Source organism: Dolichospermum circinale AWQC131C (genome assembly GCF_000426905.1).
Taxonomy (GTDB): Bacteria; Cyanobacteriota; Cyanobacteriia; order Cyanobacteriales; family Nostocaceae; genus Dolichospermum; species Dolichospermum circinale.
On the sequence record NZ_KE384656.1, the window covers coordinates 1 to 3,371 of the forward strand.

General features: G+C 40.8%; 4 protein-coding genes. 3 read left to right on the plus strand and 1 reads right to left on the minus strand.

The genetic code is table 11. The features are described 5' to 3' along the window. Nucleotides 1–285 precede the first annotated feature (285 nt). The gene (locus ACIR131C_RS23645) at nt 286–1,191 is read right to left on the minus strand and encodes a DMT family transporter (protein ID WP_196811703.1); all 906 of its coding nucleotides are present in this window, start codon (nt 1,189–1,191) and stop codon (nt 286–288) included. Nucleotides 1,192–1,450: 259 nt separating this feature from the next. Between ACIR131C_RS23645 and ACIR131C_RS0120085 the strand changes: the two genes are divergently transcribed. The 3 genes from ACIR131C_RS0120085 to ACIR131C_RS26985 all read left to right on the plus strand — a co-directional run. Further along, on the plus strand, nt 1,451–2,077 hold the full coding sequence (locus ACIR131C_RS0120085) for a hypothetical protein (protein WP_028088725.1): 627 nt from the start codon (nt 1,451–1,453) through the stop codon (nt 2,075–2,077). A gap of 278 nt (nt 2,078–2,355) precedes the next feature. Beyond that, complete coding sequence (locus ACIR131C_RS0120090) at nt 2,356–3,081, plus strand: phytanoyl-CoA dioxygenase family protein (protein ID WP_028088726.1); 726 nt, start codon at nt 2,356–2,358, stop codon at nt 3,079–3,081. 95 nt (nt 3,082–3,176) lie between these two features. Continuing rightward, a partial coding sequence (locus tag ACIR131C_RS26985; protein WP_231395513.1) for a Rieske 2Fe-2S domain-containing protein occupies nt 3,177–3,371 on the plus strand: 195 nt, incomplete at its 3' end.

The following is a 3,371-nucleotide window of genomic DNA, read 5'->3' on the forward strand; positions in this document are numbered from 1 at the left end:
AGAACGACTTCTAGGACAAGCCCACATAGCTATATGTTTGTTTTCATTTTGGATTAGATTAGAATGTGACTGAAATCTAAAGAATAGGATAATGGTTTGACTGTGTCAAGTCTATATTAGGATAATGGTTTGACTGTGTCAAGTCTATATGACGAGGTAATAATTATGGATAATGCTCTCCCATTATTCAAATAGCCGTAGTTTATGCTCTGTATCTAATTCGCTATTGTTTTTTCTGCCACGTCCCTAACCTAGATGCGACGATATTCACCCATAATGCCACTGTCACTCTGTTGGCATCAAGACAGGTGAACTACTTTCATCAACCTTGGGGCGGGTTACAACCAAAATCATTGCCCCTAACACCATGCCAGCGCCAATAAAATCGTGAGTTTCAAATGTCTCCCCCAATAGCCAAAACGAGATAATTGCCGCCATCAATGGCTCGATAGTTTGTAGGATTGCTACTTCAGTAGCTGGAATCCAGTGTTGTCCTATCATTTCTAACCAGGTAAATACAATAGTATCAACTACCACTAGATAGATGAGACTACCAAGATTGACATTGAGACTGCCAACAATCGCCTCAAAATGACCAGTCAATTCGGGAGCAGCCCACAACAAACCTGCGACTGCTGGCACCCATAATCCAACTGCAACTAGTTGCACAGTTGGATGACGTTGTACGAACTGCTGAATTGCTATTAAGTAAGCTGAGTTTAACAGGGCGCAAAGGAGCAGCCAACCTGCGCCGTTAAGAGACTCTCCACTCCCCCAAAACATTACCCCAATTCCGCTGAAGGCCAGTGTTGCTCCTACTATGGCTCTGGGAGCTATGCGCTTGCCCAACAGCAGATCAAACAGCATCACAAAGATCACGCTTATTCCCAAGGTGAATGCCCCTCGGTTGGCAGAGAATGTCTCCAGTCCAGAAGTGGCGCTAACATACATACCAAAAGACAACAGTCCCATGATTGCCCCATCACGTACTAGGGGGATATTCAGATTACGAAGGAATGGGGTAAAAACCACAGCAGCCATTGTAAAGCGAACTGCCATTAGCACTTCTTTAGAGATGTTAGTGATTAAACCTTTAGTAATTGGCAAGATTGAGCTATAGACTAGAGTTGCCAGAATAATCAACAGCACACCCAAAATATATCGGTTATTTTCTGGGGCAGATGTTGTCATCTCAACCTTATCCAAGCTATTTTGGAGTTCTGTTAAATCTTGGTTTACCATCTCAACTTAAAATTTCCTTAGGTCTGGGCGTAGTGCTATAATGAAATCTTTGGCTGTACGGTATATCGCTAATAACGCGAATAATGTGAGTCATGTAATTGTAACTCATAAATCCCTTGAATTGCAAGGAAATAAAACAGATGCTTACATCTGAATAAAAACCAAGCAATGTTTTATACAGAAATTACATAGCACACCGCAGCTGCCAATGCTTCAACTACCAATTACTACAAGCGAGGAAAAATCAAATATTATGATAAATCTCGAACAATTTCGCCAAGAGATGGAGGATTGGATTATCAATGTTGTCAGCATTCCCAATCCTCTAACAGGAAATTTTCTACCCTGTCCTTACGCCAAGGCAGCTTGGTTGAATAACCGTGTTAGTCTTCGTTGGTTTCATGGATTTGAACTGCCAGAGCTTCTAATGGAACAGATAAAAACATGGAATGATGACTTTGAGATGGTGCTTTTTGGCTGCGACTCTCAAAACCTAGATGCACAGACGTTGGAAAAGTACATTACAGAGGCGAATTATGTATTACTAGAATACGATTTGGTAGCTTTAGCATCGCATCCAGACAAACAGTATGTCGGTGATGACCCGAATAACGTGAATAACGTGAATAACGTAATCATAACTCACCCCAAGTACGTCTTAGCATCAGTACAGTCATTAAGCCAGTTACAAAAGGCTAGTGATGAATTATTTAGATTGGGATATTTTCAGTATTGGTCTGAAGAAAAATTAGCTGGAATGAAGGCGCGGAGCGAGCTTCTCGAGAAAGTTTCTTTTAACCAGAGAAAGAACAGCCGCAGGATAATTCCTACCTAGAGCTTGCTGAATAACAGTAAAAGCATTACCAAATAAGGGTTTCAAGCTTTTTTAACCTAAAGGGATGTCAGATTCTGAACTACCCTAACTCAAAATACTTGCACTTTTGGGAAACTTGGCCAAAAAATTAGCTCGGATTTCCCCCCTGCCCCTGCTTCTTTGAAAGCTCACCAAAAACTTTTCAGCAAGCCCTACTTACCTGATGGTTGCAGCAGTATTAAACTTAATTATGGCGAGACGATCCACTAAATCCTTTAAATTGCGAGGAAATAAAAGAGATGCTTACAGTCGAACAAAAACAAGCTTACGTAAATGATGGTTATTTCACGCTAGAAGAAACTGTACCAAAAGCGTTAGTTGAAGAAATACGGCATGAAGTAGAACTTATTACTGAACAAAAACGTGGAGGAGTATTGCCGGGTGACTATGAATGGTGGTCTGATTATACTATCCCTGATCCAATTAAGTATCAAAAGATAATTCAGAGGCTTTTAGAGCTTCCTACTGTGATAGAATCAGTGCAAGCTCTAATTGGCTCTGATATTTCCCTATTGATTAGCGATCTAGCAATAATTCGTGCGGGTACAGGATACATTGCTTGGCATCAAGATCATGGATATGTAGTTGAAGTATTGAACAAACTTGCATCCAAGTCAACAAAAGAGTTGAATGACGATGATCTTCAGTTGTTGGTTCCAGTAGCCAATCAAGCTACGGTATTCATAACTATACACTTACAGAATACCGATAATGCTATGGGTGCATTAAGAGTTATACCAAGTAGCCACCGATGGGAACACTCATTAGATCCGTCTTCTGATAATTCACTAGATACAGAAATATGTCTTCCACTTCCTGGAGGAGCAGCAATGTTTTATACACCAACTCTATGGCACACCGCAGCTGCCAATACTTCAACTACCAATTACTGGACACTAACTCTGATTTTTACAAAAAACAACATCGAACCGCTGTTGGCGGATGCTTTGAAAGGGAGAATCTAGTGATCGCAGGTTCAATTATAAACTAAAATAATGTCAAAAATAATGTTAAATTTTCTGACTTACGCTTTGCTGGCGGGTAAAACTAGGAGACAATTATGACAAATGCCGACCAAATCTTAATCAACGACTGGTACGTAGTCGCAAAGGTAGAAGATTGTAAACCAGGAAGTATCACCACAGCTAGTTTGTTGGGAGTTAAGTTGGTACTATGGCGCAGTCATGAACAGAATTCACCCATACAGGTGTGGCAAGACCACTGTCCCCACCGAGGTGTGGCTCTGTCTATGGGA

Excerpts from the sequence above, each read along its gene's own strand:
- ACIR131C_RS0120090 (WP_028088726.1), top strand. The coding sequence starts at position 2,356 with ATGCTTACAGTCGAACAAAAACAAGCTTACGTAAATGATGGTTATTTC.
- ACIR131C_RS0120085 (WP_028088725.1), top strand. The coding sequence starts at position 1,451 with ATGCTTCAACTACCAATTACTACAAGCGAGGAAAAATCAAATATTATG.
- ACIR131C_RS23645 (WP_196811703.1), bottom strand. The coding sequence starts at position 1,191 with ATGACAACATCTGCCCCAGAAAATAACCGATATATTTTGGGTGTGCTG.